The organism is Bifidobacterium miconisargentati (genome assembly GCF_019331675.1).
Lineage (GTDB): Bacteria > Actinomycetota > Actinomycetes > Actinomycetales > Bifidobacteriaceae > Bifidobacterium > Bifidobacterium miconisargentati.
Genome location: NZ_JAHBBJ010000016.1, coordinates 1 through 24957 on the forward strand (window position 1 = coordinate 1; position 24957 = coordinate 24957).

The following is a 24957-nucleotide window of genomic DNA, read 5'->3' on the forward strand; positions in this document are numbered from 1 at the left end:
CCGCGCCCTATGCGATGCGATCATCGGCGTCAGCGAGACCCATAAAATCGACGAACACCGCCCCCGTCACGCGAAGACCCGACCATTCTGACCGGTCTAAAACACCACGTTTGGTTCCTATAGCCCCAGACTTCTGTACGTGAATGATATCCAGCAGTTCGACGGTGGAAGATTTTTGCTGTTTTGCCGCGGTGCCATGACATCTTCGTCGGAACTGGCAAGACAAGGCGTGGGGTGCCTTGGTGACAGCGGGATACGGACGCCATGTGTATGATTACCGCAAAAACAGAAAAGCGCCGGAATCTTAAATCCCGACGCTATTCACTGCAATTATCTTCGTACCCCCAGAGAGAGTCGAACTCTCGTTGTCAGATTGAAAGTCTGGTGTCCTAACCGTTAGACGATGGGGGCGGACAACTCGTGTAACATTACTGGAAGATCTGGATTAATGCAAATCGGCGACACGCCGACGTATCGTGCGGGTCGCCGATTTGCTGGGGGCTGGGGGATGCCTGTCGGTTGCCGACTGCCGGCCGGGCTGGAATCTGGGTGTGACCGGTCAGGCTTCCGCTTTGTCCGTATTCGTATTCGTAGCCATGCCTTCGCCGACTGTCTGATAGGTGAAGTCGTGAATCACGCGACCGGCCGTCAGGCCCTTCTTCTCGAAATTGGTGAGCACGCGACCGGCGAAGCGTTCGGATTCGGTGAAGTCGGCGTGTGGCATATCCGCGGCCAGGTCGGCGTTGCCCTTGCCCACGTGCTCCAGCGGCAGACTCGCGGTCATGGTGCCGATGTTATGCCAGCCGGGCAGGTCGTCCATCACTTCGTGGACATGCAGGGCGTAGTCCTCGATGTCGGTGGCGATGCGCCATACGCCGCCCTCACCGAGCGCGCGATGGATGTCCGCGGCCAGGCCCTCCTGCACGATGCGGCGCTTGTGATGCTTCTTCTTGGGCCACGGATCCGGGAAGAAGGTCCACACCTCGGCCACGGACCCGGCCTCAGCGACCTTGAACAGCTCCGGCGCGTTGACCTGGGCCACACGCAGATTCGTCAGCTCCTGCTTGCCGGCAAGCAGCATGGTATGCGCCACGCCGGGGTCGTACACCTCCAGTGCCAGGAAGTTCGTGTCCGGGTGCGTGGCGGCTGCGGCCACCACGTTCTCGCCCTGGCCGGTGCCGATCTCCACGATAAGCGGATTGCCGTTGCCCCAGGTCCGCTCGATGAACGCGCGGTTGAGTCGTACGCCCTCGCGTACATCCAGCAGGCCGTTGCCGGCGGCGATGTCCAGAAGATAGGTGTCGGCGTAACGATCCCACGCGCGCTGCAGGCGGTCGTCCAGGCGGCCCGAGCGGCGAACGAAGGAAAGGACCTTGTGCATCGGGTGGGCGGTGCTGGCTTCCGTTTCGGCGGTGTTATTGTCTGCGGCGGTGCGGGTATCGTCGGTGATTTCGAGATCCGGGGACTCCGGGGCGACGTCGGATTCGGGGTTGGTCATGCTGTGATTGATGCCTCTCGCTGGTGGGCGCCGTGGGGTGACGGGCGGCCATAACGTATCGAAATATGCTGTAGTTCACCATACCAAGTCGTTTCCCCGAACGGATATGGTGCAGTTGCGGGGGGCTGCGGATGCGACGCTGCGACTGAATGATGCGGTCTGTATTCGCGCTGTGACTTTACCTTTGGCTCTGTTAAAACAAGATTGACATGGATGGCCCTTATTCTTGGCTCCCCTTGTCAGGGGAGCTGGCGGCAAAGCCGACTGAGGGGTAGTCAGACATGGATTCATGTCAATCCTGGTTTAACAGAGCCTTACCTTGTACCTGGGCTTTCGCTTGGGATTTTGGTGAGATCTCTATGATGCGCGTTTATTTGGATGGATATGAAATCGTTGGAATTCCGCGGGACACGCCGTAGTTTGCGTGATCGCTGGAAATCAGTAATATATACATCTGTTGCTTCACGCAAGTGAGACACACGGCCCCGTAGCTCAGTTGGTTAGAGCGCCGCCCTGTCACGGCGGAGGTCACCGGTTCAAGTCCGGCCGGGGTCGCTGGAATGGTCGAGGATTTGATTCAAATCTTCTGCTGTTCATGGCTCTGTAGCTCAGTTGGTAGAGCGAGCGACTGAAAATCGCTAGGTCAACGGATCGACGCCGTTCGGAGCCACCACGCGGAACCCCGCAAGCCAAGATTTCCAAGGCTTGCGGGGTTTTGGTTTTTGTCAGGTGATTCCGCGAATCGGGGGTTATAGGCTCCGTTCTGAGGATTGCCGATATGCCGCGGTTCTCTATTTCCGTTCGAGAGAAGAGTTTTTCATGCTTGACGGATTCTTGGTGAAACGCGACACGTACACTTGTGGCCAGTGAATGCGTCAACGAAAGGTGTGTGATATGGGTTTCGTCAAAACGCATTTGAACGAGGATGACATGTCAGAAAAGCTGAGTGGGGCCATGCCACAGAAAGACAGGGACCGGCGGTATAGGGAGATAGTGCTTGCTCCTCTCCGTGCTGCGATGAAGTACAAGCCCAAGATGGGAAGGGATAAGGCCGTCTCGCTTCCTGATTTTATAGGTCTGTACTCGGCGGATCCGTTGTACCACTGGATGGGACTTGACAACGAGTTAATGTACCTTGCCGCAAAGGCAGGTGGCGGCCAGACCTCCATCTACAGACATCTCGGTGATGGCATGGAGCGCCTGGTGCGGCAAATTTTCATAGATGAGTATCATCTCACGGAAGAAGAGGCGAACTGGGGCTATGTCATTACTGAGGATAACGGCACTCAGACGCATAGAACGCTGGATGGTCGTCTTGATTTAAGGATGATTGGATCTCCTGAAAAAGAAGAGATCTTGGCTGATTGGCTGGACTCCGTGAAAGAAGCTCAGGGTACTCAGTTTGATTTGCAAGGGGCGGTGTTCGAAGTTCGCCAAGGCTATAAGAGCCAGGACAGTAAGCGCGCCAAAGGCGATATAGTCAACGGCTCCCATGCTCTCAACGCGGCTTACCAGATGTTCGTCATGGTTATGAGTATGCAGATACCAAATGCTGTGCGCAATCGTTATGAACGGTCGAATATCTGCGTAATGACGGGCAACCTACAGGACGATAGTCCTTTGACTAGCACGTATGCGTTCTTCGAGAAAATTGTCGGTTACGACTTAGCTGGGTTCTTCGAAAGGAATTCGCAGGCGTTCCGCGATCAAACTCATGCCATTCTTACATCTATTTTGGAGACCAAGTGAGTCGAACTGCTTTACGACAGCGATCTGATTACACGTACAAGGCGAATATCAAGGCGGGACGTCATGGATGGCTTCGCCTTACCCCTGCATATGGCATTAACCTTGTTTACGAGGAACTTTCTAAACTTCCCAAGGGAAGCAGGATCATAGAACCTTTTTCAGGGAGTGGTACAACTCCGTTGGCCGCATCTGAACTGGGATTGTTCTGTAATGCGCGGGAGATTAACCCATTCCTTGTATGGCTGGGTAATGCCAAGCTGGATACCTATAGCAAGGAAGAAGGCGACGCCACCATAGAAGAAGCCAATTCGGTTATAGCCGAGGCTTCTCGGTTTGAAGGGCTGGATGACTTGTGGATTCCTCCCATGCACAATATCACTAGGTGGTGGGATAGAGCTTCATTGGAGGCCTTGGCCTCACTCCGCCACGAGATAGACAAGCGAAACGGCAAGGTGAGGACTCTTCTCGACGTCGCTTTCTGCCGCCTGCTCATAGGGCTCAGTGCGGCTGCCTTCAATCACCAAAGCATGTCTTTCAAAGACCAAGACCCCCTTTTGGGGTATTCGCGAGAGGATTTTCTTCAGAACGTCAGAAGCTATGCGACCGAAGTGAAGGATGTCGTAGCGAAGGCATTGAGTGATGTTCCTGTGGGGGAGGCCTCTGTGGAACATGGTGATTCTACGCTGCCGTTTAACGGATACAAGCCGGCCGATCTAGTAATTACGTCGCCACCGTATGTAAACCGCATGTCGTATATCCGCGAGCTTCGCCCTTATATGTATTGGATGCGCTATCTTGTTTCCGGGGAGCAGGCCGGAGAGATGGACTGGAAGGCCATAGGCGGTACATGGGGTTCGGTTGGTACTAAACTGCGCGCTCGTGTCTCCCCGCATGAATCGCCTATCGACGCCACGCTTAGCGCTGTATGCGAAAAGATACTTCAGGGGAAGAGCGGAGAGATTCTATCCCCGTATGTGTATAAATACTTCGATGATATGTGGTCGCACTTCAAGGCCATCACACCAGTAGTTAAAGATGGTGGGAAACTGTGTTACATCGTAGGCAATTCCACTTTTTCCGGCGTTGAAGTGCCTGCGCATACATGGTATGCGGAAATGATGAAAGCACTTGGATACCATGACATTAAAGTCACGGCTATACGCAAACGTAATAGCAATAAGCGGCTTTATGAATATGCGGTGACGGCAACTAAGTGAACCGCACCTCCGATTATTGAATCCGAATTATTTCGGTCCAACAATCAGAGTGCAGTTCAGAATTCCGCCCCGCCTGTCGTTAAATGGCCTGGGTGCTATTCCCCATCATCGTTTCGGCGTCGATGATGGTCAGTGTGGAGTCGGCCGCGGCTTTGGCCTGGGTGGCGGCGCTGGCGGGTCGTTTAGTGAACAGGTAGTAGAGCCGGTCGCCGTTCTCGCGGATGAGGGGGGAACGGGCCTTGAGCCGGTCGATGGCTTCCGTCTCGTTGAGGTGTTCGCGCCATTTGCATTCGCCGAGCAGCACCTTGTGGTTGATCGAGTCGATCATGACCACATCGATGTCGGTCTGTTCGCGTGCGATCGGGTCGTTGCCCCACCATTTGCCGAATGCGGTGGGCAGGAAGTCGATTCGTTGTTCCCTGCATTGGCGTAGCAGCCATTGCGTGCACATGGTCTCGAACTGCTGGCCCACATACGTGTCGAATACCTCGCCGGATGTGGCCGAGACGGCGGCTGCCTGGCCATATCCGGTGTCGACGAGCGCGGTCGCCGGACTGACAAACCGATACCAGTAGGCGAAGAACGGGTCCCTGATCTTCCATAGTCCCTTGCGCGAGCGGTTCGGGTCCTCTCCGAACGGCACCAGTCGTTCGATGATGCCGAGCTGCTCCAATGTACGCAGGTACGAGCCGACGGTGTTCGGGTCGACGCCGGCATATTCGGCAATCTCCTTCGGCTTGGTGCGTCCCGCGCCGACCGCGTCGAGAATCGAGCTGTACAGTGCGGGCTCGCGCAGTTCCTGGCGTAGCAGCATCATGGGCTCTTCGTACAGGATGCCATTCTGGCTGAAGCAGCGGGCCTGCATGTTTTGCGAGAACGTCAGGTCCGGGTCAATCTGCTCCAGATAGTAGGGTGTACCGCCCAATGCCGCGTAGTAGTGAATGCGGGTCTGCCAGTCCGCGTCTGGCGGCATCAGGGCGCATGCCTCGAACAGGTCGAACGGTTTGAGGCGGATCTGCGCGTTCCTGCGCCCGTACAGGGGGCTCTTGTAGCCGAGCACCTTGCTTTCCATGAAACCCTCGTTGGAACCGCACAGCACCATGAGCATGTTGGTGTCCTTGAACCGGTGATCGATGGCGATTTGCAATACGGACGGCAGCGAGGGTTCCGCTGCGGCCGCGTACGGCAGTTCGTCCAGGACGAGCACGAACGGGTCGGCGGGGGAGTCCTTGGCCTTGTCCGCGATGTAGTTCAACGCATCGTCCCAGCGGGTGAACCCCGCCGGGAAGTTCGGCTCGCGGAAGAACGAGAGGACCGCCTGCGAGAACTCGCGCAGGTTCGCTGCGGCGCTCTGCTCCTTGGCGGTGAACCACAATGTCCGGCGGTTCTCGCAGAAGTGCGCGATCAGCGCCGTCTTGCCCACACGCCGGCGCCCGTACACCACGACCATCTGGAACCTGCCCAACGAGGCATGGTATTCCAGCGTCTTCAATTCCTCGGTCCTGCCCACGAATCCCATGAATGCAGCCTTCCTGCGTATGGATGTTACGAAATACTGTGTTCGTATGCAAGTTGCGTATGAACAACTTGCATACGAACACAGTATCACCTTACCCTAATGTGCTAACCTATGTCTTCGGCAAGTTCCTCAAGGTTATAGGCCGGATAATGTCCTGGCCACGGAAGGTATTCGTTCGAATTATCGGCCAAAACAGAAAAACGGCTGGCGACCGTGAAAACCGCGTGATATTCCGCGCGTGGAATAATGGAACGCAAACATCCATCTGTCCAACTCTGTTCAAAGGAGAACGCCATGACGCAGCCTATGACCGATTTCACCACCGACCTGCAGCATTCCGGCATGCCGGCCAGGGACCTTGACGAGACCATCCGCTTCTACACGGAGAAGATCGGATTCACGCTCGTCGGCATCTACCACAACGGCGACAACCGGTGTGCATTCCTCCGGTACGGACACCTGACCATCGAGACATGGGAGGGCGACCCCGCGCCCATGACGACCGGCGCGATCAACCACTGGGCGTTGGACACGCCCGACATCGAGGCGGCCTACGCGAACGCCAAGGCCTTGGGGCTGGACATCAAAGAGGACGAGATCCAGTCCATTCCCTCGTTCTGGGATAAGGGAATCCGCTATTTCAACGTCACCGGCCCCAATGCCGAAACCATCGAATTCTGCGAAATCGTCAAATAACGGTATTCATTGAAAAATCGCTTCTTCTCGAAATGCCATGCGAGAAGAAGCGATTCGAAAAGTCCGTGAAACCGTAGATGGGACTACAGCTAGTCTCACGCCTTCCACCACGGGCGCAGCGGATACCACTTGCCGTCCGGATGGCCCACGCGATCGGGCTTGATGGCCAGGAACTGGTGAATCTGGATGCCGTCAAGCTCGAAGTTCAGCGCGCAGGCGGCCATGTACATGCCCCACACCTTGGCGCGCTCGAAGCCCACCTGCTTGACCGCGTCATCCCAGTGCTCGGACAGGTTGCGGTTCCAGTGGTGCAGCGTGAGCGCGTAATGCTGGCGCAGGTTCTCCTGATGCACCATGTTGAAGCCGGCGTCGTGGATGCACGACTCGATGAAACCGGGCGCGCCCAGGTCGCCGTCCGGGAAGATGTAGCGGTCCAGGAACTCGTCCGTGCCGGGCTTGCCGTTCGGCTTGTCGTGGCTGATGGTGATCTGGTGGTTGAGCAGACGGCCCATCGGCTTGAGCAGACGGAACATCTCCTCGAAGTAGCTCTGGTAGTTCTTCACGCCCACGTGCTCCATCATGCCGATGGAGCAGATGCCGTCGAAGTCATGCTCGGGCACTTCGCGGTAGTCCTGCACGCGCACCTCGGCCAGATCCTGCAAACCCTCACGCGCGATCCATTCGTTCGCGTACGCGGCCTGCTCCTTGGATAGCGTGACGCCCAGCGCCTTGATGCCGCGGCGTGCGGCAGTGATGACCATCGAACCCCAGCCGCATCCGATGTCCAGCAGGCGCTCGCCGGGCTTCAGTCCGAGCTTGTCGAGGATCAGGCGCAGCTTGTTGGCCTGCGCGTCCTCCAGGCTCATGTCCTCGTTCTCGAACACCGCGCATGTGTAGGTCATGGATGGGCCAAGGAAGTCGGCATAGAACTCGTTGGACATGTCGTAGTGGAAGCTCACGGTCTCGGAATCGGCCTTCTCCGTATGCGGCATGAGTCCCTGCTTGATGCGGGCGAACTTGCTCGGTCCCTCGGTGGCCGGCACCGGCGGCTTGCGGAAGCCGTGGCTGAGGATGCCGGCGGAGACGCGCGCCAGCGAGACCGGAGTGATCGGCTTGACGTACTTGGCCAGGGAGATGAGCTTGCGCATGGCGGGGTAGGGGTCCGCGTAGTCGATGCCGGCCACGTCGAAATCGCCGAGCACGTAGGCGCGCACGATGCCGATCTCATTCGGATGCGCCAGCAGCTGATACATGCAGTTCGGGCTGGTGATCTTGATGTTGAGATCAGCGTCCGCCGGGCCGAAATGCGAGCCGTCGAACGCATCCACACGCACCGGAGCGGTCGGTTCCACGAACAGCGACACCATTTCCGCGACCGTCATAGCCTTGCCATTTGCCATAATTCCACCTCGTTCTTGCAATCCTCTATCCGAATCGTGTAAGCACGAAACCCCAGCTTTGGTTTGGTATCCTAGTCAGCCCTTGGACGGAATTCGATGCTGCGGGATCGATTATGGGAACTCTGTTCGCCTTCGGCGGACGGTGATCACCGGCAAAACCCAACAATGATCCGTGTCGTGACGGTGCGGCTCGCGCGGCCTCGTCCGCGTTGCCGTCACGTTGCCGCTGCGGTGCGGAACGCCGAAACATTGGAATGCCGTACGACCGCCGGCCCTGTGCTGATATCGTTCGATGATTTGCCTAATTTGCCCATGCGCTCCCAGCGTGTTTCCAGGTTAACGTTCACATGCGGGGTACACTGGTGAATCGTTGGGCCGTTCAACGAATGAAAGGCCCGCAGCAGTATTGAAGGTACCGAATACATAAGGTACGGGCTCAAAAGGAGAGCACCTATGGTCTATCGCATGATTTTCAACCAGACCGCCTACTTCGGCCGCGGCGCAATCAAGGAGATTCCGACCGTCGCCAAGCAGCACGGTTTCACCAAGGCCTTCATCGTCACCGATCCGGTCCTGCTGGAGACCGGTACCGCCGAGAAGGTCACCAAGGTCCTGGACGAGGCCGGCCTGCCGTACGAGGTCTTCTCCAACGTCAAGCCGAACCCGCCGGTCGAGTGCATCAAGGATGGCGTGGCCAAGTTCGCCGAATCCGGCGCTGACTTCCTGATCGGCCTGGGCGGCGGCTCCCCGCAGGACACCTGCAAGGGTATCGGCATCATCACCGCCAACCCCGAGTTCTCCGACGTGCTCTCCCTCGAGGGCGTTGCGGACACCAAGAACCCGTCCGTGCCGATCTTCGGCGTGCCCACCACCGCTGGCACCGCCTCCGAGACCACCATCAACTACGTGATTACGGATACCGCCAACAAGCGCAAGTTCGTGGCCGTCGACCCGCACGACATCCCGATCGTCGCCTTCGTCGATCCTGACCTGACCGACTCCATGCCGCGCGGCCTGAAGGTCGCCACCGGCCTCGACGCCCTGACCCACGCCATCGAGGGCTACATCACCCCGGGCGCCTGGAGCCTGTCCGACTGCCTGTCCATGCAGACCATCCGCATGATCGCCAAGAACCTGGCCAAGTCCGCCGACGGCGACGTGCCGGCCGGCGAGCAGATGGCGTACGCCTCCTACATCACCGGCATGGCCTACTCCAATGTCGGCCTCGGCCTGGTGCACGGCATGGCCCACCCGCTGGGCGGCCGCCTCGGCGTGGCCCACGGCGTGGCCAACGGCATCCTGCTGGCCCCGGTCATGGAATACAACAAGGACTTCACCGGCGAGAAGTACCGCGACATCGCCGACGCCTTCGGTGTCGAGGACGCCTACACCGGCGACCTCGAGAAGGTGCGTGAGGAGGCCGTGCAAGCCGTCCACAAGCTCACCGTGGACCTCAAGAACCCGACCACCATCTCCGAGGTGGGCGCCACCGAGGCTGACCTCGCCCCGCTGGCCCACGACGCCTTCAACGACGTGTGCACCCCGGGCAACCCGCGCAAGGCCACCGAGGAGGACATCCTCGCCATCTACAAGAGCCTGATGTAAGCCTTCGCAAGGTCCTGAAACCCGATAATCGACAAATGGGGAAAAGTACCGCTGACCGATTTTCAGCGGTACTTTTCCCCATAACTTTTGGCTCTGTTAAACCAAGATTGACATGGATTCCCTTGGACTACCCCTCAGTCGGCTTCGCCGCCAGCTCCCCTGACAAGGGGAGCCAAGAATAAGGGGCATGTCAATCTTGGTTTAACAGAGCCTAACTTTTTCCGACTTTGGATTTTTGTGCCGCTCAGCGCACGTCAGCGGTACTTTTCCCCAAAGATTCGGCGCGGCTTCAATTGCTCCGATTGCTCCGATTACCCGGTTTACTCGGCGTGCTTCTCGTCGTACTCCTCGTCGGTGGGCGTCTCGTCATAGAGTTGCTTGCCCTGCGACTCGGCGAGCTGCATCTGCTCATTGATCCACGCGGCCTCCGCCGGGTTGATGTCTGCCGTGCTGAGCACCTTCTGCCACACTGGGTAGAACAGGTGCATCGCCGGATACATGGCAGTAAACAGGATTTCCGGCTTGTGCTTGCGCCAATGCTGCGGGTGCGCGTTGAACGTGTTGCGGAACCTGCGCATGTAATTGAGGAACGAGCTGAACGAGGTGTCCATGCGGCGGGCGCTCATCGCGGCGATCATGCGCGGCGAATACACGGTCTTCAATCCTTTGCCCATGAGATGCAGCGAGATGTCGATGTCCTCGTGCATCACGTCCGCCTTGTCGCGGCATACCTCGTCCGAGATCTGATGCCAGGCCGAGGCGCGCAGGGCCATGTTCGAACCGAACAGCAACGGCTGGCCGCCATCCGCCTTGTAGATGCGCTTGCGCAGGGAGTTGTCGCCCTTCAATCCGAAGTGGCGGGAGGGCATGTCGTAGTACATCACCGGACCGGTGGCGCCCATCGCGGCCGGGTCCTCGGTGAAGATGCCGGAGACCACCTCGACCCAGTCGGGCCGGATCATGCAGTCGGCGTCGAAACGGCCCAGCACATCGCCGGTCGCGGCGTTGAGACCGAAGTTACGGGTGGGAATCAGTCCCTGCTCATCGTTCTGATGCAGCAGCTTGGCGGGCGCTTCCGGATGGTCCTTGATGAACTGCTCCACGATGGCGCAGGTATCGTCTGTGGACTTGTTGTCCACCACCAGCACCTCATGCGGCATGACGGTCTGACGGGTCGCGTTGAGCAGACAGTCGTGGATGCGTTCGGCTTCGTTCCACGCGGGGATGATGATCGAAACGTTGAGCATGGCTTCAAGGATAGGGAAGCGGGTGTACGCCCAGAGCGAAAGACGGTATCCGTTCACGTTCCGTCCATCGTATGTTCGCCGCCTATCGCAGGTCGGCCGATCGCGGGAAACGGCGTATGCGTGGTTCGTGGTCACGGGCGTCCCCTCTGCGGCTCCGGTCCGCTCTTCGACCGCCCCGCTACAATGGGGAGCCATGAGCGAACGCGCGCGCAATATGAATGGCACCGGCCGGACCAGGGGACAGTCCGGCAACGGTGCAAACGCAGACACCAACGGAAGCATCAACGCAAGCACGAACACCGCCGGCCGAACCGATATCGGCGGCAAGAAGACCTCCGGCACCGCCTATGCCGCCACGTATACGGGCACCGAAACCCCCTCCGGAGACGAGAACCGCATCGATTTCGGCACGCTGTTCCCAGCCAAGGGCGACCCTCGCCGGCCCCCGGAATGGTTCAGCCGCGCACTGATGTACGTGGCCATCGCCATCGTGGTGTTCAGCTTCTGCTGGCGCTCCTGGGGCAGCATCTCCTACCTGGTGCTGGACGTGATCATCTCCCTGTTCCTGGCGCTCGCTATCGAACCGTTGGTGGTAGCGTTGGTCTCGCACGGCTGGAAGCGCGGCGTCGCCTCGGCCGTGGGTCTGGTGGGCCTCGCGGTGATCATCGGCGTGCTGCTCACGCTGTTCGGCAACATGTTCGTCCAGCAGATGATCGCCATGGTCAAGGGACTGCCGGCCATGTACGAGCAGCTGCGCGAGTTCCTGCAACCGTATTCCAAGTTCCAGCTGCCGGAGATCGACAGCCTCGGCACCGAGATCTTCAACAACATCCAAACCTCGTGGGTCACGGACTTCGCCGGCACCGCCATGAGCACAGTGGGTGGCCTGTTCTCCTTCCTGCTGGACCTCATGACCGTGATCATGACCACCTATTACATCTCCGCGGCCGGTCCCAAGCTGCGTCGCTCGTTCTGCCAGTGGCTGGCTCCCAACACGCAACGCCGCTTCCTGCTGGTGTGGACCGTGGCCCAGGGCCAGATCTCGTCGTTCCTGTTCTCCCGTTCGATTCTGGCCATGATCAACGCCACTTGCACCGCCATCTTCCTGGAAGTGCTCAAGGTGCCGTACTGGCTGCCGTTGGCGTTGTTCTGCGGCGTGGTCTCCCAGTTCATCCCCACGGTGGGCACGTATATCGGCGGCGCGCTGCCGGTGTTGTTCGCCTGGGGCAACCGCGGATGGGTGTACGCGGTGGCCGTGCTGGCGTTCATCATCATCTACCAGCAGATCGAGAACCTGATTCTCTCGCCGAAGATCTCCCAGCGCACCATGGACATCAACGCCGCCGTGGCCTTCCTGGCCGTGTTGGCGTTCGGTTCGCTGTTCGGCGCATTCGGCGCATTCCTGGCGTTGCCGGTGGTGGCCTCCATCCAGGCCATCTTCCGCGTGTACACCCGCCGGTACGAGCTGATCGATTCGCCGCTCATGAACGATCCGGTGTCGGACAAGAAGTCCAAGATCGTGGAGGCGTCCGAGGCGTTCGGCGAGCACGTGCTGCATCCGATCGGCGAGCACATGCCGCGCGCCGCCAAGGGCTCCAGCAGCCGCGTGCCGATGAATGAGGAGCTGCGCCTGTTGCAGGAGCAGATTTACGCCATCCCCGAACACGAGGACACCCAGCGCGATATGGACGATTCCGCCACCGTGGCCATCCCCAAGAACGTGCTGTCCGCAGGAGTCCGCAAGGGATTGCGCGGCACTGAGGAAGGCGATGCGGGCGAGGCCGGTTCGTCGGGAGCGTCCGGCGGAACGCAGACGCCCGGCTCGTCGAGAATCCGCACGTACGATGCCGCCGCGGACGCCGAGGATACCGAAGGCATTCCGCAGCCGATGCATCTGGAACACAGTGTCGAGACCAAGCCGTCCGATAAGGCACCCGACAAGTCCGGCACGTCACGCAAGTCCGGCGATTCCGCAACGTCCGAAAGAGCCGGTCGGTCCGGTACGTCCGATGAATCCGACGATGCGCACGATTCCGGTCGGCCTGCCACGGCCGACGCCGACGGTCCTATCAAATCCGGTGATGACGGTGCGTCCAAGACGCCTGACCAATCCATTTCCAGCAATCCGAGAGCGGGGTGGCGCTGATGACGCTTCTGACCGTACTTGACGTCCTCCTCATGATCGTGGGCGGCGCAGGCGTGATCTATCAGGGCGTGTGCATCGTCATGTCTCTGTTCGCCAAGCCGGTGCGCTTCCCTGAGGCGCCGATGACCACGCGATACGCGGTGCTCATCTCCGCGCGCAACGAGGAGAACGTGATCGGCAACCTCATCGATTCGATCCGTTCCCAGACCTACCCGTCCGATCTCATCGACATCTGGCTCGTGGCGGACAACTGCACCGACCACACCGCCGACGTGGTGCGCGCCCGTGACTGCCATGTGGTTGAGCGGCACAATCTCGAACAGATCGGCAAGGGATACGCGCTGAGCTACCTGCTCACGCACATGATGGACATCGGCGTGGCGGACGACTACGACGCCTACTTCGTCTTCGACGCGGACAACAAGCTGGACAAGCACTACTTCGAGGAGATGAACAAGGCGTTCTGCTCCGGCTTCCGTATCCTGACCAGCTACCGCAACTCGGTGAACCTGGCGGACAACTGGGTTTCCTCCGGCTCGGCCCTGTGGTTCATCCGCGAATCGCGATTCCTGTCCAACTCGCGCATGATCCTCGGCTCCTCCTGCCACGTGGGCGGCACCGGCTTCATGTTCTCCCGCGAGATCATGAAGCGCAACAAGGGCTGGAAGTTCCACCTGCTCACCGAGGACCTCGAGTTCACCATGGATTCCATCCTGCACGGTGACCGCGTGGGCTACTGCGGCACCGCCATCCTCTACGACGAGCAGCCGGTGACGTTCGCGCAGAGTTGGCGCCAGCGCCTGCGCTGGAGCAAGGGCTTCCTGCAGGTGTTCCGCTACTACGGCCCGGCGCTGCTCAAGCGTGCCGTCCGTGAACGTGACTTCTCCTGCATCGACTTCACGCTGATGCTCTGCCCGTTCACCGTGCTCGGCGTGATTCGCATGCTGATGGGCATCCTGTTCGCGGCGCTCGGCTTCGTGAGCTGGTCCAGCCAGATGCAGTCGCTGGCCGGCTGGTCGAACGGCATCGTGACCTCGATTCTGGGCCTGATGGCGCTGGCTGCGTTGACCATCATCGTGGAACGTGACCAGATCGGCGCCACCAACAAGGAGCTGCTGGCCTACGTGCTGAGCTTCCCGATCTACATGCTCAGCTACGTCCCCATCTCCTTCCAAGCCATCTTCGCCAAAGCCCAGTGGAAGCCCATTACGCATAAGGGCTGAAGCGTTAAGCGGGAAGTCCAGTGGACTTCCCGTAGCTTCAGCCTGAGCGAGGCGGTAGCCGAGCGAAGGTCGGATTGAGCCTCGCCGGAGGCGAGTCCGTAATTGCCGGGCCGGAGGAGAGCCGTTAAGCGGGTTGACGAACTTCGTTCGTCCTTCGCCGCTTTGCGGCTCACTTCGCCTACGGACAGCCCACTGGGCTGTCCGCTTAACGGCTCAGCAGTGGACTTCCCGTAGCGTCAGCCTGAGCGAGCCGATAGCCGAGCAGTGATCCGGCTCCCCTCTCTGAGGGGAGCTGCCGAACGGAGTGAGGCTGAGGGGAGTGCGCGGATGACTCCTTACAGACTCCCCTCAGTCAGCTTCGCTGACAGCTCCCCTCAACGAGGGGATCCAGTCCACCGTGCGCTGGATGTCCGAGTCATGATTCAATAGCTTCCCTCAGAGAGAGGAACCAGGTCAACGCAGGTACACATCCGTCCACAGTCTCCCGGCGTGGCGCTTTGCACTGGACTAGAGTGGAGTCATGAGCCTAGACAACAGCGATAGGAATGCTGCATTTTCCGCGGCGACGACGCCGCAAGCCCACTACACGCCTCAATCCCCGCAATCCCCAAGTCCAATCCAATCTCAACCGCAGACGCCCGTAACGTCGGCATCGCCCATGCCGCAATCACAGCCGGCGCCCATGCCACAGCCGCAACCACTGTCACAATCGCAGTCGTCCCGGCAGCCGCATGCCCAGCAGCCATACGCCCAGCTGCCCCAGCCGCAATACGCTCCACAACCGGTCCCGCCGAGCCCGGAGGCCGCCGTCTCCATCCGCGGCCTGTTCAAACGATTCGGCAACAAAATCGCCGTCAACGGCCTGTCCCTCGACATCCCGGTCGGCTCGTTCTACGGTCTCGTCGGCCCGAACGGCGCCGGCAAGACCACCACGCTCAACATGGTCACCGGCCTGCTGGTCCCCGACGCGGGCCTGGCCCTGATCCTGGGTCGCAACGTCTGGCAGGATGTGAATGCCGCCAAACGCTCCATAGGCGTGATGCCCCAGCCCGACCAGATCTTCGACCGCCTGACCGGCCTGCAACTGCTGGTCTACGCCGGCATGCTGCGCGGCATGAAACGCGCCGAGGCCCTGAGCCGCGCGCGCGACCTCCTCAACGCCTTCGACCTCGCGCAGGCTGCAAACACCATGGTTTCCGACTATTCGGCCGGTATGACCAAGAAGATCTGCCTGGCCTCCGCGATGATCCATAGCCCGCGCATCCTCGTGCTCGACGAGCCCTTCGAATCCGTGGATCCGGTCTCCAGCGCCAACCTCAAGGACATCCTCATCGAATACGCGAAAACCGGCGGCACGGTGATCATCTCCTCGCATGTCATGTCGCTGGTCGAGAAGATGTGCACGCATGTGGCCGTCATCAACAACGGCCAGGTCTGCGCGGCCGGTACGGTCGACCAGGTGGCCGCCGGCCAGGATCTCGAGGACCGCTTCCTGCAGTTGGTCGGCGGCCGTCACGCAGCCGCCCGCCTCTCCTGGCTCGACGGCGGAGCCCCGCACGCGCCGGCATCTGCGGGTTCGCCGGAGACTTCGCCGACACCGGTCGTACCAACGCAGGCGCAATCCCTGCCGAATCCCGTCACGCCGGTCCAGCCGGCGCAATCCCAGCCCAACCCGAACGAAACGGCCGTCCGATGACCACCGCGCTCACCCTCGTACGATTGCGCTGGTCCCTGACCTGGGCCACGCTGAGGAAGTCCGTCTGGCAGACCGTGGCCTATGTCTTCGCCATGATCACCGCCGTGGCCACCGTCATCATTACCGGCATGGCCGCATGGGGCGCGGGCGGCCTCGACGGCGCCGGAGCATCGGGCCCGCTGCCCGCCGATTACGGTCACTTCGCCGTCCTCCGTGCCCTCGTCGTTATCCTCGGTTCGCTTCTCACCGTCACGGTGGCCTTAATCCAGCTTATGCTGCTCGGCGACGGCTCGACCATGAGTCCGCGCAAGTTCGCGCTCTACGGCCTGCCGGATCGCCAACTGCAGTTCGGCCTGTTGCTCGCCGGGATGTCCGGTCTGCCCGCGATCACCGGCATGCTCTCGCTGATGGTGTGGACGCTGTCCTACCGCCACCTGGGCGGGGCGGCCGTCGTGACTTCGCTGGTCGCCTCCGTCCTCGCCGTGTTCACCATGATGAGCCTGTCCAAACTGCTCATATCTTTGGCGACCACGCTCGTGACCTCACGCCGCGGCAAGAACCTGTTCTACATCGTGGTGGTGCTCGGCTTCATTGCGCTGTCCCAGTTGCCGAACATCATGGTGAATTCGGGCATGTTGGAGCACGTAGCCCCGAACGATCGAGGCCAGATGATCGCCGCATTCGCCTCCATCCTTGCATGGACGCCGTTCGGCGCGGCCTTCCAGTTGCCGTTCGACGCTGCCGCGGCCAACGGACTCGCCCTGCTCGGCCATCTCGCCGTGCTGACCGTCACCTGGGTGGTCTGCTTCGTCGTGTGCACATGGTGTCTCAAACGCGAACGACTGACCGTCGGGGCCGGAGCCAAAACGGTCACCGCCAAGGGCATCGGCGCGTTCCGCTGGATGCCGGATTCCGTGCCCGGAGCCGTCGCCGCCCGTTTGTTCACGTACCTCAAGCGCGATCCGAGACAGGGCATGATTTTCCTGATGCCGATACTGTTCGTGGTGGTGTTCGCCTTCCAGGCGCGCGGCGAAAGCGCGATCGTTTGGGTGTCGTTGATCTGGACCGGCTGGATGCTTTCCATCGCCGAAAGCAATGGTCTGGCCTACGACGGCCGCGGCTTCACGATGGAGGTGATCTCCGGTGTGCGGGGCCTGCAGAATCGTATCGGCCGCGTGCTCGTCTACCTGGGCATCGCCGTGGTCTATCTGTTGGTGCTGGGTGTGGGCATCGCCATCTTCACTGGCGACTGGGCGCATCCCGACCGTCTGCTGCTCGGCATCCTGCTCTGGTCGATCGGCCTCGCAGCCGCCTGCTGCGGATTGGGACTGGCTGAAATCACCTCATGCGTGTTCATGTATCCGGTGCCTTCGCCGGACAAGCCGTTCTCCTCGCCGCAGGGCCGCGCCATGGCCCAGGGATTCTTCCCGTTCATCTACCTGTTCGGCACGATCCTGCTCCTGCTGCCGACCGGCATCGTGGCCATCGTGCTGACCGCCATGGACGTCATCGGCACGATGTTCTGGGTGCTGATTCCCATCGTGCTGTTCAATGGCGCGGGCATGCTGGCGCTCGGGACATGGCTGGGCGGTAAGCTGTTGGATGCGCGAATGCTCTCGGTCGTCTCCACGCTCGATTCGTTCGCCTCATTGCAGCACTGACGGTTGATTCCGGTACGCCCGTCCGGCCTTGCCCGGAACCGGCGAACCCACGAAGGAGCACGATGGTATCCACAGCGGTGTCGCGCCGCCAACGACGTGAAACGCAGCGACAACAGCAACGGCAATCCCGTGCCTCCCGCCGCCGTCCGCTCACCATAGCCGTCTCCGCACTGGTGACCATCGCCCTGTTCGCGGGCTATTGCACCGCCGACATCCTGGACGTCGCGCCCGGCCCCCTGACATTGAAGAATGTGGACGTGCCAACGTTCGCTGACCCGCTCACTGCCAAAACCGGCGGCACGGTGGCCGGCAAACTCGACCTGACCAAAGCCGTGGACGCCAAGGCAGCCTCCGCGCTGATCAATGACCTGCTCGCCACCGAAGGCGTCGGTTCGGACACCTCGGTCATCATCGAGGACGCGCAGGGCAACGTGGCCGCCGAACACGAGGCCGGCACCTCGCGCGAACCCGCCTCCACCATGAAGACACTCACCGCGCTCGCCGCCTCGACCACGCTCAACATGGCCTCCACGCTGGATACGCAGGTGTTCCTCGCCCAGACCGACGGCGTGGACACCCTGACCCTCAAAGGCAACGGCGACATGCTGTTGGGTTCCGGCGAATCCGACCCCGACCACATCAACGGCCGTGCGGGCCTCGCCACGCTCGCCCAATCAGCGGCCGCGGCCCTGGCCCAGCGCGGCATCAGCACCGTGCGCCTCGCCTATGACGATTCGCTATTCGGCGACGCTCGCGTGCCCGACGGCCTGAGCGAGGGCGCCAACACGGTCCTGAGCGATTACACCGTTTACTACACGCCCGTCTCCTCGATGGCCATCGACGGCGGCCGCCAGTACACGGACGCCATGCCCGCGCCCGCCAACCCCGACGATTCCGCCGGATATCCGGAACTCTCCCAGCACACGGCCGCCGATGTGGCTGAGGAATTCGCCTCGTTGCTGGCCGACCAGGGCATCACCGTGGAAGGGGAGCCGGCCGAAGGCAGTGCCCCCGCCTCCACGAGCCCGCTCGCTTCCGTGAGCTCCGCCACCCTGGCCGAGATCCTGGCCTTCACGCTGCGCCATTCGGACAACACACTCGCCGAGGAGTTCGGTCGGCTCACCGCCCTGGCCCGCGGCAAGGACAACAGCCCGGAAGGCGGCACCAAAGCCGTGCATGAAGCACTCGATAAGCTCGGCATCGACACGTCCGGCCTGACCATGGCCGACTGCTCAGGGCTCTCGCCCGGTTCCAAGCTCACGGTACGCACACTCGTGGCCGTCCAGCAGCGCAACCTTGCGGAAGGCGAGGGCGCCGCGGCCGCTGAGGGACTGTCCATCGCGGGACTGGTGGGCACCGCCCAGTACCGGTACGACGACGATGCCGCGGCCGGACTGCTGCGCGTCAAGACCGGCAGCCTTGGTACGGTCACCTCGATGGCCGGCAACGTCTCGCGCACGAACGGCGGCGCGCTGGCTTTCGCCGTGGTGGTCAACAACCCCGAGGACATGGAGGCCGCCCGCAACGCCATCGACGCCTTCATCACCAAACTCACGGAGTTGTAGGGGGGATATCCGTGGTGCTCCCCTCAGTCCGCTTCGCGGCCAGCTCCCCTCATGGAGGGGAGCCAAGACCCTTTTTAATCTGGCTCCCCTCGCTGAGGGGAGCTGTCAGCCGCAGGCTGACTGAGGGGAGCGCCACGCATACCTCCACGAATTCAAAGGAACTGACATGGCATACACGACACGGTTGCGCAAGGCGGTGGGGGCGGTGCGTGCGGCACTGGCTCAGGTCGGGCTGGAACGTCAGTCGTCCGAATTCGCGCGTCACGGCGAGCACGATGCCTCTCCGGATGCCCCGCTCGTATTGGTCGCCTGCTCGGGCGGCCGCGACTCCATGGCCCTCGCGGCCGTCGCCCACATCGTCTGCGCCTCGCTGGGGCTGCGCTGCGGCGCCGTCATCGTCGACCATAACCTGCAGCCGGGTTCGGCCGAAGTCGCCAAGCACACCGCCGAGCACTGCGGGCGGCTCGGCCTGACCCCGGTCGTCACCCGCAAGGTCGCCGTACGTGAATCCGGCGAGGGCCTCGAAGCGGCCGCCCGCGAAGCCCGCTATCAAGCCATTATCGAGACCGCGGGGGAGTACCGCGCGGCGGTCGTGCTCCTGGCACACACGATGGACGACCAGGCGGAGACCGTGATCATCGGTCTGCTGCGGAACACCGGCATCGACGCCACCGCCGGCATGCCGCCGCGTTTCACCCGAGGCGGCGTCGCCTTCCTGCGCCCCCTACTGAGCCTGACCCGTGCGGACACCACCGGCATCTGCCGGGACCTCGGCATCGAATACTGGGACGACCCCACCAACGGCGACGGCATCGACGGACCATTGCCCGCTGACTATCCGCTGCGCTCGCGCGTCCGGCACGACCTGCTGCCCGCCATCGCGCGGTTCGCCGGTCGCGACGTGACCCGTCACCTCGCCGAAAGCGCGGCATTGACCCAGGTTGACAAGGACTACCTTGACTCTGTCGCCGTCCGCGTGGCCGCACGAGTCGTCGGCGGCACGGACGGGGACGCGGTGCTGCGCATCGACGCCGCGCGGCTCGGCACCGAACATCCGGCGATACGCCGTCGCGTCATCGAACGGGCACTGCAACAGGCCGACATCCGGGCGGGCGCAGCACAGGTGGACGCCATCGACCGTCTCATCACCGACTGGCACGGTCAGGGGCCCGTCCATCTTCCCAGTGGTTATTCAGCGAATCGCAAGAAACACGTCATTCGCGTGTGCCAAGATGGAGCGCATGCGAATCGCTGACGTTAAGGAAGACATTGACCACGAGCTGGTCAGTAAAGCACAGATTGACAGCAAGATCCGTGAGATCGCCGCACAGGTGAGCGAGGATTACCGAGGCAAGAACCCGCTGCTGGTCGCGGTCCTCAAGGGTGCCGTGAACACGCTGGTCGAGTTCTCCCAGGCCGTGAGCATCCCGGTGCAGATCGACTTCATGAGCCTGTCCAGCTACGGCTCGGGCACGGTGTCCAGCGGCCAGGTGACGGTTCGCCAGGATTTGTCCGCCGATGTTCGCGGCCGGCACATTCTCATTGTGGAGGATATTATCGATTCAGGACGCACGCTCGCGTGGCTGGTCGACGAATTGAAGCGCCGTGGCGCGGCCTCCGTGGAGGTGTTCGCGTTGCTGAGCAAGCCCTCCCGCCGTGAGGTGGAAGTGGACGTGAAGTACGCCGGCTATGAGATTCCGGACGAGTTCGTGGTGGGCTTCGGTCTCGACTACGACGAGCGCTACCGCAACCTCGACTCGATTGCGGTGCTCAAGCCGTCCGTGTACCAAGGAGAATAACGTATGAGCTTCCCCCAGGGTCCTGGGCCGGGCAACGGGAACAACCCGAACCCGAACAACCGTAATAACGGCAATCCGTTCACCAATCCGTTCAACCGCAACAACCACGGGAACAACGGCAATCGCAACGGCAACAACGGCGACCGCCCGTTCTGGCAGTCCCCGTGGCTGTGGGGCGCGGTGCTGGTGGTCATGTGCGTGCTGATGTTCCAGATGTTCGCCGGCACGGGCACCAAGACCATCGACACCAAGGACGGTTTCGCGCTGCTCAACCAGGGCAAGGCCACCTACGCCGAGATCACGGACAACAAGCAGGTGGTCCGCCTCGAGCTCAAGGAGGACTTCACCAAGAAGAACGCGGACACCGGCAAGACCACCAACTACGGCAAGGACGTGCAGTTCTACTACACCTTCGCGCAGGGCGCGCAGGTGGCCAAGGCGGTGGAGAACGGCGACCTGTCCAAGGGCTGGACCTCCAACATCCAGCAGACGAGCATGCTGAGCTACCTGCTCACCTCGATTCTGCCGTTCATCATCTTCTTCGCGCTGTTCTGGTGGCTCATGAGCCGCATGGGAGGTGCCTCCGGCATGATGGGCATGGGCAAGAAGAACAACGGCAAATTGCTCGAAGGCCAGACGCCCACCACCAAGTTCTCCGACGTGGCCGGCGAGGACGAGGCGCTCGCCGAGGTGGAGGAGATCAAGGACTTCCTCAAGGACCCGTCCAAGTACAAGGCCCTGGGTGCCCGCATCCCGCGCGGCGTGCTGCTGTACGGCCCTCCCGGCACCGGTAAGACGCTGCTCGCGCGAGCCATCGCGGGCGAGGCCGGCGTGCCGTTCTACGCCATGGCCGGCTCCGACTTCGTGGAGATGTTCGTGGGTCTCGGTGCCTCCCGTGTGCGTGACCTGTTCGACGAGGCCAAGAAGAACGCCCCGGCCATCATCTTCATCGACGAGATCGATGCTGTGGGCCGCAAGCGCGGTTCCGGCATGGGCGGCGGCCATGACGAGCGCGAGCAGACGCTGAACCAGCTGCTCGTGGAGATGGACGGCTTCGACAACGACACCAACCTCATCATCATCGCCGCCACCAACCGTCCCGACGTGCTCGACCCCGCCCTGCTGCGCCCGGGCCGATTCGACCGTCAGGTGGGTGTGGCCGCACCGGACCTCGAAGGCCGCGAGGCAATCCTCAAGGTTCATGCCAAGGGCAAGCCGTTCGTGCCGGATGTGGACCTGCACATGGTGGCCGTCCGCACGCCGGGCTTCACCGGTGCCGACCTGGCCAACGTGCTCAACGAGGCCGCCCTGCTGTGCGCCCGCGCTGGTGCCCAGCTCATCGACAACCGCGCCATCGACGAGGCCATCGACCGTGTGCAGGCCGGTCCGCGCCGCAAGTCCAAGGGCATGGCCCTCGACGAGCTGCGCAATACCGCCTACCACGAGGGTGGCCACGCGCTGGTGGCCGCGGCCCTGCACAACACCGACCCGGTGACCAAGGTGACGATTCTGCCGCGTGGCCGCGCGCTCGGCTACACCGCCGTGATGCCCACCTCCGACCGCTACTCGCAGTCCCGCAACCAGCTGCTCGACCAGATGGCCTACGCCATGGGCGGCCGCACCGCCGAGGAGATCGTCTTCCACGACCCGACCACCGGCGCGTCCAACGACATCGAGAAGGCCACGAACATCGCCCGCACGATGGTGACGCAGTATGGCTTCTCGAAGCAGCTCGGCGCCATCAAGTGGGCGGACGACGAGGATCAGAGCGGCGATCTGGGCAGTCTGGCCCCGCACAACTACTCGAACCGCACCGCCGAGATCATCGACGATGAGGTGCTCAAGTTGGTGGAGACCGCGCACACCGAGGCGTGGAACATCATCAACGACAACCGTGAGATCCTCGACGAGCTGGTCCGCCAGCTGCTGGTCAAGGAGACGCTCAACGAGAAGGAGCTGGCCGAGATCTTCGCGCCGATCAAGAAGGCTCCGGTCCGTCCGGTGTGGCTGTCCAACGACCGCCGCCCCGATTCGGACAAGCCTCCGGTGGAGATCCCCGAGTCGCTCAAGCGTTCGGTGGGCATGAAGCCCGAGGAGAAGTAATTCGGCCCCTCTTGGCTCCCTCTTTGAGAGAGTTGTCACCGTAGGTGACCGAGGGGAGGGGAGTTCGGATGCGATTACGACTCCTTGAGCAGGAGATAATCGTGCAATAGCGAGCCCGCAGCCTGACCTGTCCGTGCAGGATGGGCTGCGGGCTTGTTCATTGGAATATGAGATGGAGAGAGCAATGACCGAGGAAACGACCGCCGTCGAGCGCGCCGCCCACTACGACGAGGAGGGCGTGCGCCAGGCCGTGCGCCTGTTCCTCAAGTCCATCGGCGAGGACCCGGAGCGTGAGGGGCTGGTGGAGACGCCGGACCGCATCGCCCGCGCCTGCAAGGAACTGTTCGCCGGCCTGCAAGCCTCGCCCGCGGACGTGCTGGAGAAGCATTTCGACGTGGACACCGACGAGCTCGTGTTGGTCAAGGACATCGAATTGTATTCGGTGTGCGAGCACCACCTGCTGCCGTTCCACGGTGTGGCCCACGTGGGCTACATTCCGGCCAAGGACGGCGTGATGGGCCTGAGCAAGCTGGCCCGTCTCGTGGAGGTGTACGCCCGCAGGCCGCAGGTGCAGGAACGCCTGACCCAGCAGATCGCCGACGCCCTCGTGGAATACGCGGGCGCCCGCGGTGTGATCGTGGTGACCGAATGCGAACACCTGTGCATGTCCATGCGTGGCATCAAGAAGTCCTCCGCCCGCACGGTGACCTCCGCGGTGCGCGGCCTGCTGCGCAACCCCGCCACCCGGGCCGAGGCCATGAGCCTGATTCTTGACAAGTAGCTACCTTTGGCTCCCCTCTCTGAGGGGAGCTGTCAGCGGAAGCTGACTGAGGGGAGCCTCCAGCCAGTATCAGTTCGATTCTGTTGAGTTGCCTCACAGTCTTGCTATGCGAGCCAACTCTTCCGCAGGGGAACTCGAGAAACAACGAAGGGGAAAACGAATTATGACCGATTTGCAGGCGTTGCATGACGCGCAGGACACGATGGTGATGGGTGTGCTCAACATCACCGAGGATTCCTTCTCGGACGGAGGCCTCTGGCTGGATCCGGACAAGGCCGCCCAGCACGGCCGCGACATGATGGCCGCCGGCGCGGACATCATCGACATCGGCGCGGAATCCACCCGCCCCGGCGCCAAGCGCGTCTCCGAGGAAGACGAGCTCAAGCGCATCACCGGCGCGGTCTCCGCGCTGATCCCGGCCGGAGCCGTGCTCTCCATCGACACCACGCGCGCCTCGGTGGCCAAGGCCGCCCTCGAAGGTGGCGCGCAGATCATCAACGACGTCTCGGGCGGCACGCTGGACGCCGACCTGCCGCACGTGGTGGCCGACCACGACTGCCTGTACATCGTGCAGCACTGGCGCGGCTGGCTCGCCGGCTCCAAGGGCGCGAATCCCGATCAGGACACGTCCGTGTACGAGCGCGGCGTGCTCAAGGACGTGCATGACGAGCTCATGCGTCAGGTGGACGGCGTGCTGGCGGCCGGCGTCAAGCCCGAACGCATCATCATCGATCCGGGCCTCGGCTTCTCCAAGCCAGGCATCGAGCACAACCTGCCGCTGCTGGCCGGCCTGGAGACCTTCCGTGACACCGGATACCCGGTGCTCATCGGACAGTCCCGCAAGCGCTTCATCTCGGCGATGCTGGCCGATGCAGGCGTCACGGACGCCGATATGGCCGAACGCGACAACGTAACCGCCGGCCTGTCCGCCCTGTGCGCCGAACACGGCGCCTGGGCCGTGCGCGTGCACGACGTGACCAAGAGCCGCGCCGCCGTCATCGCCGGCAACACCTGGCGCAAGTACAGCGAACAGTAGTGGGCCGGAATGGCCC

17 protein-coding genes, 3 tRNA genes and 1 pseudogene are annotated in these 24957 nt (G+C 61.9%); 16 read left to right on the forward strand and 5 right to left on the reverse strand.

Annotated elements, in window-relative coordinates; genetic code table 11:
- Nucleotides 1-339: 339 nt before the first annotated feature.
- Together KIH81_RS09720 and trmB are read right to left on the reverse strand one after the other, a co-directional pair.
- Nucleotides 340-411 (reverse strand) — tRNA-Glu (locus tag KIH81_RS09720).
- A 148-nt stretch (nt 412-559) separates the two neighbouring features.
- Nucleotides 560-1498: a tRNA (guanosine(46)-N7)-methyltransferase TrmB gene (gene trmB / locus KIH81_RS09725; protein ID WP_214305135.1), complete on the reverse strand. Its 939-nt coding sequence runs from the start codon at nt 1496-1498 to the stop codon at nt 560-562.
- A gap of 481 nt (nt 1499-1979) precedes the next feature.
- Here trmB and KIH81_RS09730 point away from each other — a divergent pair.
- The 4 genes from KIH81_RS09730 to KIH81_RS09745 all read left to right on the forward strand — a co-directional run bounded on the left by KIH81_RS09730 (nt 1980) and on the right by KIH81_RS09745 (nt 4464).
- Nucleotides 1980-2053, forward strand: a tRNA-Asp gene (locus KIH81_RS09730).
- 42 nt (nt 2054-2095) lie between these two features.
- A tRNA-Phe gene (locus KIH81_RS09735) sits at nt 2096-2171 on the forward strand.
- Nucleotides 2172-2392: 221 nt separating this feature from the next.
- A complete protein-coding gene (locus tag KIH81_RS09740) occupies nt 2393-3247 on the forward strand; it encodes a hypothetical protein (protein WP_214305136.1) in 855 nt (284 codons plus the stop codon).
- The gene (locus KIH81_RS09745; RefSeq protein WP_214305137.1) at nt 3244-4464 is read left to right on the forward strand and encodes a hypothetical protein; all 1221 of its coding nucleotides are present in this window, start codon (nt 3244-3246) and stop codon (nt 4462-4464) included. Before KIH81_RS09740 ends, KIH81_RS09745 begins: the two co-directional genes overlap by 4 nt.
- A 79-nt stretch (nt 4465-4543) precedes the next feature.
- Here the strand turns inward: KIH81_RS09745 and KIH81_RS09750 are convergent, their stop codons facing one another.
- Complete coding sequence (locus KIH81_RS09750; RefSeq protein WP_214305138.1) at nt 4544-5983, reverse strand: ATP-binding protein; 1440 nt, start codon at nt 5981-5983, stop codon at nt 4544-4546.
- 294 nt (nt 5984-6277) lie between these two features.
- Here KIH81_RS09750 and KIH81_RS09755 point away from each other — a divergent pair, with 294 nt between their 5' ends.
- Nucleotides 6278-6679, forward strand: a complete 402-nt coding sequence (locus KIH81_RS09755; RefSeq protein ID WP_214305139.1) for a VOC family protein — start codon at nt 6278-6280, stop codon at nt 6677-6679.
- Between the two features lie 95 nt (nt 6680-6774).
- Here the strand turns inward: KIH81_RS09755 and KIH81_RS09760 are convergent, their stop codons facing one another.
- The gene (locus tag KIH81_RS09760) at nt 6775-8079 is read right to left on the reverse strand and encodes a class I SAM-dependent methyltransferase (RefSeq protein ID WP_214305140.1); all 1305 of its coding nucleotides are present in this window, start codon (nt 8077-8079) and stop codon (nt 6775-6777) included.
- 453 nt (nt 8080-8532) lie between these two features.
- Between KIH81_RS09760 and fucO the strand changes: the two genes are divergently transcribed.
- Nucleotides 8533-9684 carry a lactaldehyde reductase gene (fucO, locus tag KIH81_RS09765; RefSeq protein ID WP_214305141.1) on the forward strand — a complete coding sequence of 384 codons (1152 nt, stop codon included), beginning with the start codon at nt 8533-8535 and terminating at the stop codon, nt 9682-9684.
- A gap of 320 nt (nt 9685-10004) precedes the next feature.
- On the opposite strand, the gene KIH81_RS09770 is transcribed toward fucO, so the two are convergent.
- Nucleotides 10005-10931, reverse strand: coding sequence for a glycosyltransferase family 2 protein (locus KIH81_RS09770; protein WP_214305172.1), 927 nt, complete (start codon nt 10929-10931; stop codon nt 10005-10007).
- Nucleotides 10932-11124: 193 nt separating this feature from the next.
- On the opposite strand from KIH81_RS09770, the pseudogene KIH81_RS09775 reads away from it, so the two are divergent.
- The 10 genes and pseudogenes from KIH81_RS09775 to folP all read left to right on the forward strand — a co-directional run.
- A pseudogene (locus KIH81_RS09775) lies at nt 11125-12697 on the forward strand (AI-2E family transporter); the annotation flags it as partial.
- Between the two features lie 379 nt (nt 12698-13076).
- The gene (locus KIH81_RS09780) at nt 13077-14300 is read left to right on the forward strand and encodes a glycosyltransferase family 2 protein (protein ID WP_214305142.1); all 1224 of its coding nucleotides are present in this window, start codon (nt 13077-13079) and stop codon (nt 14298-14300) included.
- A 682-nt stretch (nt 14301-14982) separates the two neighbouring features.
- The gene (locus KIH81_RS09785; RefSeq protein WP_214305143.1) at nt 14983-15996 is read left to right on the forward strand and encodes an ABC transporter ATP-binding protein; all 1014 of its coding nucleotides are present in this window, start codon (nt 14983-14985) and stop codon (nt 15994-15996) included.
- Nucleotides 15993-17657: an ABC transporter permease gene (locus KIH81_RS09790; RefSeq protein WP_214305144.1), complete on the forward strand. Its 1665-nt coding sequence runs from the start codon at nt 15993-15995 to the stop codon at nt 17655-17657. Before KIH81_RS09785 ends, KIH81_RS09790 begins: the two co-directional genes overlap by 4 nt.
- A 62-nt stretch (nt 17658-17719) precedes the next feature.
- A complete protein-coding gene (gene dacB, locus KIH81_RS09795) occupies nt 17720-19222 on the forward strand; it encodes a D-alanyl-D-alanine carboxypeptidase/D-alanyl-D-alanine endopeptidase (protein WP_214305145.1) in 1503 nt (500 codons plus the stop codon).
- Between the two features lie 166 nt (nt 19223-19388).
- Nucleotides 19389-20477: a tRNA lysidine(34) synthetase TilS gene (gene tilS / locus KIH81_RS09800; protein WP_214305146.1), complete on the forward strand. Its 1089-nt coding sequence runs from the start codon at nt 19389-19391 to the stop codon at nt 20475-20477.
- Nucleotides 20464-21021, forward strand: a complete 558-nt coding sequence (gene hpt / locus KIH81_RS09805; protein ID WP_214305147.1) for a hypoxanthine phosphoribosyltransferase — start codon at nt 20464-20466, stop codon at nt 21019-21021. Before tilS ends, hpt begins: the two co-directional genes overlap by 14 nt.
- Nucleotides 21022-21024: 3 nt before the next feature.
- Nucleotides 21025-23124 carry an ATP-dependent zinc metalloprotease FtsH gene (gene ftsH, locus KIH81_RS09810; protein WP_214305148.1) on the forward strand — a complete coding sequence of 700 codons (2100 nt, stop codon included), beginning with the start codon at nt 21025-21027 and terminating at the stop codon, nt 23122-23124.
- 184 nt (nt 23125-23308) lie between these two features.
- Nucleotides 23309-23905: a GTP cyclohydrolase I FolE gene (gene folE / locus KIH81_RS09815; protein WP_214305149.1), complete on the forward strand. Its 597-nt coding sequence runs from the start codon at nt 23309-23311 to the stop codon at nt 23903-23905.
- Nucleotides 23906-24068: 163 nt separating this feature from the next.
- Nucleotides 24069-24941 carry a dihydropteroate synthase gene (gene folP, locus KIH81_RS09820; protein WP_214305150.1) on the forward strand — a complete coding sequence of 291 codons (873 nt, stop codon included), beginning with the start codon at nt 24069-24071 and terminating at the stop codon, nt 24939-24941.
- Nucleotides 24942-24957: the final 16 nt, after the last annotated feature.

What these genes read in the sequence shown, in the direction of transcription:
- trmB (WP_214305135.1), bottom strand. Translation starts at nt 1,498, where the DNA reads ATGACCAACCCCGAATCCGACGTCGCCCCGGAGTCCCCGGATCTCGAA.
- KIH81_RS09740 (WP_214305136.1), top strand. Translation starts at nt 2,393, where the DNA reads ATGGGTTTCGTCAAAACGCATTTGAACGAGGATGACATGTCAGAAAAG.
- KIH81_RS09750 (WP_214305138.1), bottom strand. Translation starts at nt 5,983, where the DNA reads ATGGGATTCGTGGGCAGGACCGAGGAATTGAAGACGCTGGAATACCAT.
- KIH81_RS09755 (WP_214305139.1), top strand. Translation starts at nt 6,278, where the DNA reads ATGACGCAGCCTATGACCGATTTCACCACCGACCTGCAGCATTCCGGC.
- KIH81_RS09760 (WP_214305140.1), bottom strand. Translation starts at nt 8,079, where the DNA reads ATGGCAAATGGCAAGGCTATGACGGTCGCGGAAATGGTGTCGCTGTTC.
- fucO (WP_214305141.1), top strand. Translation starts at nt 8,533, where the DNA reads ATGGTCTATCGCATGATTTTCAACCAGACCGCCTACTTCGGCCGCGGC.
- KIH81_RS09770 (WP_214305172.1), bottom strand. Translation starts at nt 10,931, where the DNA reads ATGCTCAACGTTTCGATCATCATCCCCGCGTGGAACGAAGCCGAACGC.
- KIH81_RS09780 (WP_214305142.1), top strand. Translation starts at nt 13,077, where the DNA reads ATGACGCTTCTGACCGTACTTGACGTCCTCCTCATGATCGTGGGCGGC.
- KIH81_RS09785 (WP_214305143.1), top strand. Translation starts at nt 14,983, where the DNA reads ATGCCACAGCCGCAACCACTGTCACAATCGCAGTCGTCCCGGCAGCCG.
- KIH81_RS09790 (WP_214305144.1), top strand. Translation starts at nt 15,993, where the DNA reads ATGACCACCGCGCTCACCCTCGTACGATTGCGCTGGTCCCTGACCTGG.
- dacB (WP_214305145.1), top strand. Translation starts at nt 17,720, where the DNA reads ATGGTATCCACAGCGGTGTCGCGCCGCCAACGACGTGAAACGCAGCGA.
- tilS (WP_214305146.1), top strand. Translation starts at nt 19,389, where the DNA reads ATGGCATACACGACACGGTTGCGCAAGGCGGTGGGGGCGGTGCGTGCG.
- hpt (WP_214305147.1), top strand. Translation starts at nt 20,464, where the DNA reads ATGCGAATCGCTGACGTTAAGGAAGACATTGACCACGAGCTGGTCAGT.
- ftsH (WP_214305148.1), top strand. Translation starts at nt 21,025, where the DNA reads ATGAGCTTCCCCCAGGGTCCTGGGCCGGGCAACGGGAACAACCCGAAC.
- folE (WP_214305149.1), top strand. Translation starts at nt 23,309, where the DNA reads ATGACCGAGGAAACGACCGCCGTCGAGCGCGCCGCCCACTACGACGAG.
- folP (WP_214305150.1), top strand. Translation starts at nt 24,069, where the DNA reads ATGACCGATTTGCAGGCGTTGCATGACGCGCAGGACACGATGGTGATG.